The sequence below is a fragment of the Bacteroides sp. GM023 genome (assembly GCF_014750685.1).
In the GTDB taxonomy this organism is placed as follows: domain Bacteria; phylum Bacteroidota; class Bacteroidia; order Bacteroidales; family Bacteroidaceae; genus Bacteroides.
Map to the genome: position 1 here is coordinate 175,205 of NZ_JAAXGE010000011.1, position 6,892 is coordinate 182,096.

Annotated in this window: 6 protein-coding genes; 2 read left to right on the forward strand and 4 right to left on the reverse strand. The window is 33.9% G+C overall.

Going from position 1 to position 6,892, the window contains the following annotated elements:
• Positions 1–243 precede the first annotated feature (243 nt).
• The gene (locus HC965_RS21795) at positions 244–2,130 is read left to right on the forward strand and encodes an McrB family protein (protein WP_191033442.1); all 1,887 of its coding nucleotides are present in this window, start codon (positions 244–246) and stop codon (positions 2,128–2,130) included.
• 3 nt (positions 2,131–2,133) lie between these two features.
• Positions 2,134–4,458 carry a DUF2357 domain-containing protein gene (locus tag HC965_RS21800; RefSeq protein ID WP_191033443.1) on the forward strand — a complete coding sequence of 775 codons (2,325 nt, stop codon included), beginning with the start codon at positions 2,134–2,136 and terminating at the stop codon, positions 4,456–4,458.
• 6 nt (positions 4,459–4,464) lie between these two features.
• Here the strand turns inward: HC965_RS21800 and HC965_RS21805 are convergent, their stop codons facing one another.
• The 4 genes from HC965_RS21805 to HC965_RS21820 all read right to left on the reverse strand — a co-directional run bounded on the left by HC965_RS21805 (position 4,465) and on the right by HC965_RS21820 (position 6,827).
• The gene (locus tag HC965_RS21805) at positions 4,465–5,136 is read right to left on the reverse strand and encodes a hypothetical protein (RefSeq protein ID WP_191033444.1); all 672 of its coding nucleotides are present in this window, start codon (positions 5,134–5,136) and stop codon (positions 4,465–4,467) included.
• A gap of 13 nt (positions 5,137–5,149) precedes the next feature.
• Entirely contained in the window at positions 5,150–5,983 is an 834-nt protein-coding gene (locus tag HC965_RS21810) for a hypothetical protein (protein WP_191033445.1), read from the reverse strand.
• Positions 5,943–6,200, reverse strand: coding sequence for a DUF1653 domain-containing protein (locus HC965_RS21815; RefSeq protein ID WP_191033446.1), 258 nt, complete (start codon positions 6,198–6,200; stop codon positions 5,943–5,945). The genes HC965_RS21810 and HC965_RS21815 overlap by 41 nt, the downstream gene beginning before the upstream one ends.
• Positions 6,201–6,347: 147 nt before the next feature.
• Positions 6,348–6,827, reverse strand: a complete 480-nt coding sequence (locus HC965_RS21820) for a hypothetical protein (RefSeq protein WP_191033447.1) — start codon at positions 6,825–6,827, stop codon at positions 6,348–6,350.
• Positions 6,828–6,892 lie beyond the last annotated feature (65 nt).

The following is a 6,892-nucleotide window of genomic DNA, read 5'->3' on the forward strand; positions in this document are numbered from 1 at the left end:
GGAATTATTATATCTTTTTTGAGAACTATGATGTAAACACATCTAATATAATCTATATGTGGCTAAATCGATATTCTTAATAATTCCCCATATATTGTAGATTATATGTGTTTTTAAATTTGTTTGAAGGCAATTTGCTTAAATAATAATTGTAAATCGGCTATTTTGTAGTTTGATTTATATAAATAATTAGTACTTTTACGATGATTTAGTTAGGATATTAAAAGTGTAAATAACGTTGTTATGAAAGAACTACCTAGAAACATAAAACGCGATGATATTCTTCAGGCCATTCGTAAAATAGAAGAAGAAGGTATTCCACCTCAAGCTCATTCGTCCACTTATGATCTATTATATAATGGAAGAAGGTTTCCACCTAAATTGGTTTTGGCTTATGCTAATATTTTTGCAAATGGAGAAGTATTAGATCGTAATGAATTTGAAGGCGGAAAAGGTACTACTTGTTTTAAGATATTGAAAGATAATGGTTTTGAAATAGCTTTGAAGAACGAATCCAATTCTATATCGGAAACATTAGTAAAGTTTTTGGAACAAGCTAAAAGTAATAGCCTGAAAACCAAAGATTATATAAAATATTTTGATGATTTACAAGTGAAAGTAAGCTTCGGAATGGCCAGTTTAGCACGTGTGCCATGGATCTCTTTTTTAGCACAGGGACAAAAAACAAGTAATGGAATATATCCTGTATATCTCTTTTATAAGAAATATAATATTTTGGTATTGGCTTATGGAGTCAGCGAAGGGACTGTACCGACTGTTACCTGGAATTTAGATAATAATGTAGAAACGATTAATTCCTATTTTAAAAAAAGAAATATTATACCAGATAGATATGGAGATTCTTATGTTTATGCGGTGTACGATACAACCAAACCTTTGAATTATATTTTAATTCAAGAAGACTTGAAAAAAATAATAGCCCAGTATAAGAGCATAGTAACTTCAGATAAAAACTCGTTGATTGCTTTATCTGGTCAAAGTAAAAAGTACGACGAAAAAGATTTTGAGCCTGAATCATTTATGAGTGATTTAAATTATACAGGGCTTGTTTTCTCATCAGAGTTTGTTTCTCGTTTTATCTTGTCATTGTTGACAAAGCCTTTTGTTATTTTAAGTGGTTTAGCAGGTTCTGGTAAGACACAATTAGCTATGATGTTTGCAAAGTGGATTTGTGAAGATATAGATAAACAGGTTTGTATGATTCCTGTTGGAGCAGATTGGACAAATCGAGAATTCTTGATTGGGTATCCTAATGCACTGGAAAAAGGAGCTTATGTAAAACCCGATAATGGAGCATTGGATCTTATAATAGAAGCAAACAAGAATCCAAGAAAGCCATACTTCTTAATTCTTGATGAAATGAATCTAAGTTATGTTGAACGTTATTTTTCTGATTTTTTGAGTGTAATGGAGTCAGAAGAAGGGATTCCTTTAATGAAGGATTGTTTAGATAAAGAAATTACTCCTGTTATAAAATTGCCTCGTAATTTATTTATAATAGGAACAATTAATGTAGATGAGACGACTTATATGTTTAGCCCTAAGGTTTTAGACCGTGCTAATGTCTTAGAATTTCGTATTATGGAGAAGGATATGAAAGATTTCTTGCAGAAACTTCAGCCTATTCATAAAGATATTATCAATAATAAAGGCGTTGAGCAAGCAACTTCCTTTGTAAATATGGCAGTTAATTCTTGGGACTTGCAAATTCCTGAAGAACGTAAAGCGTCTATTGTTGGTTCTTTAGAATGCTTCTTTTATGAGTTAAAAAAAATACATGCAGAATTTGGGTATCGCACAGCCTGTGAGATTTTTCGATTTATGGCTTTAGCAGAGAAAGTTCACACTAAGTTGGAAGGTGATGCTATTATTGATGCCGCAATTATACAAAAACTGTTGCCAAAACTACATGGTTCTCGTAAAAAGGTGGAACCTGTATTAAAAGCATTATGGAATCTTTGCCTTGTTAAGGGTTCCGAGTTAACTCTAGAAAATACAATAGAGTTTGTTCTCAATGACCAATTTAAATATCCACTGTCTGCAGAAAAAATATGGCGTATGTATTGTGTAGCGTTGGATAATGGTTTTACTAGTTTTGCTGAAGCATGACGTATGGATGAGTTATCAATACATATTGCTTTAAATAATGGCGATTGTACAACCTTATATGTTTTTGCTAGGCGAAAGAATACTTTGTTTAAAAGTGAGGACGCCAAAGAATATGGAGAATCTCCTTTCCAATTACAAGAAGGTTGTATGTATGATTTTGAGCTTGATAAGAATTGCTACTCTTTACAAGAAGATAGAGATATTTTAATTAATAGCAAAAGTCGCCAAGCAATTAGTCGTGGATGTATATCTACGGGAACTTATGTGGGTACATATAGCATTGATGTTTTACAAAAAGAAGATAATAAAAAGGTAGGTGAAGTTGTTATTGAGATTCGTTCTGCCAAAGTCGGTTATCGTGATGACTACCGTAGAATGTTAGAGGATATCACAGAATTTTGTACAGAACTACTTATGCAGCAAAGTTCTCCTGTGATACAACGTTATGAGGTAGATTTAACTAAAGATCCTAGATCAGATTATCAGCGTTTTGCTTTTGTTCGTTCGCTTGTTGATAGCGACTCTTTTGCAGATGCGATGTATCAGATTCAGTTGTCTCCAGTTAAAAGATGGATTGATTCAGAAGAAGAAAGACAACTTTGCAATGTAAAACGTTGGGGGCAACATGCGCTAAGGCAACTTGCTCATGCAACTAATAGAGTTTCTTTGCCTAATCAACATCCTTTGAAAGAGCGTTTCGATGCATTGCCACGTTGCGTGCCTGTTGCTTTTAGAAAAGAAACTGCTGATATTCCAGAAAATCGTTTTATAAAGTATGTGTTGCGTTCATTCTTAACATTTTGTTCTTCTATACAACATCATTCTAAGGCTGGACAACGATTAAAACAGGAAGCCTCTTTAGTCTGTGAGAAGTTGTTACAGTATCTGTCATATCCTTTGTTCCGTAATATTTCAGAGATAAATGTACTGCCTCTAAATAGTCCAATTCTACAAAGAAAAGAAGGTTATCGGGAAATCTTTCAGAAATGGTTAATGTTTGATATGGCTGCTCGACTTACTTGGCAAGGTGGTGAAGATGTGTATGGAGCTGGAAAAAAGGATGTTGCCAGATTGTATGAGTATTGGCTTTTCTTCAAATTATTAGATGTTTTGAGCCAGAAGTTTCATATTCCACCAAAAAGTAAAGAAGAACTCATTGATTGTAGTAATGAGTTAAATCTAACCTTAAAGCAAGGTAAAATGATTATGTTGAGTGGCATATATGAGACAGATAGTCGTAAATTAAATATATGTTTTTCTTATAATCGAACTTTTAGTTATACAGATAACTATCAATTATCAGGAAGCTGGACTCGGAATTTTCGTCCCGACTATACATTGACAATATGGCCTGGTGACATAACTAGTGAAGAAGCTGAACGAGAAGAGCTGATTACGCATATACATTTTGATGCGAAATATAGAATAGAACAATTATTTCTTCGTGATAATACAAATAAGAATGATGATGAAATATCCGATGATTTATCGGAGGTGAAGCGAGAGGAAGAGCGAGGAACTTATAAGCGCGCTGATTTATTAAAAATGCATGCCTATAAAGATGCTATTCGAAGAACAGGAGGCGCTTATATTCTTTACCCAGGAACAGAAAATCAAGTTATTCATGGCTTTCATGAAATCATTCCTGGGTTAGGAGCCTTTGCTATTTCGCCTAAGGATTATCATAAGAGCATACAGGCATTTCTAACTTTTCTTGATGATGTAGTTGATAATTTCCTAAATCGCACCTCTTTACGTGAGAAGCTAGCTTATCATACATATTCTGTATTGAGTAAAAATAATAATCGTAGTTTACGTGAGCCTCTGCCAGAACCTTATGGGGCCAATCGTGATCTATTACCTGATGAGACATACGTCTTAATTGGGTATTATAAAAATGAACAACAATTAGATTGGATTTTAAAAAGAAAATTATATAATACTCGTACTGGTAGTGCTAATGGTTCCCTACATTTGAGTAAAGAAGTTATATCTGCGCGTTATTTATTATTACATGGAGAAGGAGAGTCATTGGCTGGAAGATTATATAAATTGGTTCCTAAAGGGCCTCGGATTTTTTCGAAAGAAAAGTTGGAAAAAATAGGGTATAAAGAACCTTCGGGAAATTACTATTTAGTTTATAATATAGAAGGAATATCTGAACCTGAATTTGAAGGCATGAAATGGGATATAAAGCTTTTGGACGGATATAAGAAGGGTAATTTATCAGCAAGTGCTTTTTCTGTCTCGTTGGCTGATTTGATGAAAGTTAAAGTTTTTAACGAATACGAGTATACTAATGAAACTCAATTTCCTGTTTTGTTATAGCGCCATTCATTCTTTGACAAGATTGGGTATATATCTATTTTTTTCATGTATATCACCTAATCCGAGTTTGGGGTATATCATTCCACCAACTCCGGGTAATACACTTCCTTGCGCATCTTTGGATGTATCGATAGCAAATGTCAGAAATTCGAATTTACTGCTTATAGATTCAGGAAACTCTTTTTGTAAGTTCTTTTGAGCATCCTTATACATTACAGGAGATAATATATAAATATTAAGCGGGTTGATTTTTTCCACCAATCTGGTTAGTTGTGATTTTACAACACAAGAGCTGCTTATAATTGATTTTACAACAATTAGAGTTTGACACTCTTCAATCGGCTCTATATAAGATTTAACAATCGGGCTATATTCCAATTTTGTTGTTTCATCCAAAGTGATTCTCTGATTCCAAAAAACAGCTAATGCAACATTTTTCTGTGAAATAGAGTTTAAAACACCTTGCGCCAACCAGTCAGCGTCTTCTGAAGCACATGCCAACATGGTATTTCCATACCTGCTATGTTTCTTTTCGTCCAGCAAAGCTCCTAGTGCTTTACCTAGTTTATAGAAGGTAGTACGATAAATCTCAATTGAGGTATTGGGATTGGATAAGATATGCATCAATTGAATAATATCTCTGTTCTTTTCGTATGTTATATTGGTATAAGTTCTCATATTTTATTCTATTTCAACTTAATAATTCCATTAAATCCCAAATATTTGCAGGATTGGCTTTCTGTAACTTTAGTTCAATTTCGCTTGTCCAGACGACCTCTCCATTCATGTTGTGATAGCTCCAATATACAGTTGTCCCTTTTTCAAGAAAACTGATTCCAAACTGATTTAAGAGAATCTTGCATTTTTCTGATATTTCAACGTTTGGATATGTTTTTATGTTCACATATCCTTTACCTATTGAATGTACAATATCCAAAATCTGTTGTAGAGATACACTTTCTTGTTCAACAGAATTCCATGCTCCTAAAATAGCAGCTGCAATTCCAAATAGTTCATCATTTTCTGCTTGTTGTGATACTGTTATTTGCCGGATTGCTTCCTTAAATATAGGATGTGATAGAATTAATTGGTTGATACTAGAACAAGAAGGAAAATATTCCGATGTTGTATACGAACTTATTTCAGAAGGAACAGTAGATACTGAACTATTAGGATTTGAATAAATTAGTTTCAGTTTGAAGTTCTCGTTTCTTTCTGATGAAATCTCTGTTTGTCTTTTAAAATCATATTTTAACTTACTAGTTCCCCATGTTAAATCCTTCACATCTTTTAGTTGATGATAGGTTTTATGAGCATTAGGTTCTTCAATAAGAAGATCATCAACGAAGGCGTCACGTAGTTGTGTCGTTAGGTGGACGTTACTTAGTTGGGTAATATATTGATTCATAAATGAAACAATTTGGTAAGTTGCGTAGTAGCTTTCATAGACAGCTCCTTTGCTATTATTTTTCCCACCTTTGTGTTTATTCTTCAGATATTTCTTTTCTTTCTGGGTAATAGGCATATATTTCTTTTTCTGTTATTTCTTTAAAACGATCCATTTTAATACCATTTCGGATTACCTTATCAAAAAACATAGTTTTAGGGCGGACCCATATTTCATGCTTATCATATAATGCCTGATAAACAACCATTTCTTCAAGTGTCTCACTATGCTGGGCAATACCCAGCATTTTATACAGCCCACCTTTAAAATGAATGAAATATCGTTCTTTTTCCATAATACTATCATTGTTCTTATGCAGGTATAAAAGTAGTAAATTCTTAGATAATAAGAGTCGGTTGTTTCTGATATTTTTTTTTTAACGTTGTATAACCTGTCGTTGTTAAATGATCACTATTAAATAAGGTATGATTCCTTCGTCGCATCATTCTTTCATCTTCTTCCTCCACCTCTGAAACGCCCTCATCAAGCTTTCTTCTTCCACTGACTCCGCCATATCGTATTTTTCCATGAATTCATGCATCGACTTTACATATATCACTCCATTTTTGAACTTATTTTCCAGCAGGAAGTATAGTTCCGCTTTCATTTCCACTTCAATTTCCTTTTCTATAATAAGAATGCTAGCTTGGCCGAAATAATTGTAAACTTCGGGATTTTTGCCGAGCCTTGGACTAGGGAGTACGAAGGTGATATTTCCTGTTTCTTTCCAGGAGACACCTTGCGGACGAGGAACGGATAATTGGTGTAAGAAGTGATAAATGGGAGTGAGGTGGGAGAGGTGGATTGGGGTAGGGAGTCTTGAAGGAGAATTACTGTGTGATTGGGATTCTAAACTTTGTCCGTACCGGACATACATGTATCCAGCCAAATATGGCTTGATGGCAAATGTAACTGTAACCATGAGAATTGAATTTTGAATTGTTGAAATTTGTTGTATACTGATTGCCGCCTGAAGTGGCGGATTCC

Bases quoted from the DNA above. Each gene is read 5' to 3' on its own strand.
- HC965_RS21795 (WP_191033442.1), top strand. From the start codon at position 244: ATGAAAGAACTACCTAGAAACATAAAACGCGATGATATTCTTCAGGCC.
- HC965_RS21820 (WP_191033447.1), bottom strand. From the start codon at position 6,827: ATGGTTACAGTTACATTTGCCATCAAGCCATATTTGGCTGGATACATG.
- HC965_RS21805 (WP_191033444.1), bottom strand. From the start codon at position 5,136: ATGAGAACTTATACCAATATAACATACGAAAAGAACAGAGATATTATT.
- HC965_RS21800 (WP_191033443.1), top strand. From the start codon at position 2,134: ATGGATGAGTTATCAATACATATTGCTTTAAATAATGGCGATTGTACA.
- HC965_RS21815 (WP_191033446.1), bottom strand. From the start codon at position 6,200: ATGGAAAAAGAACGATATTTCATTCATTTTAAAGGTGGGCTGTATAAA.
- HC965_RS21810 (WP_191033445.1), bottom strand. From the start codon at position 5,983: ATGCCTATTACCCAGAAAGAAAAGAAATATCTGAAGAATAAACACAAA.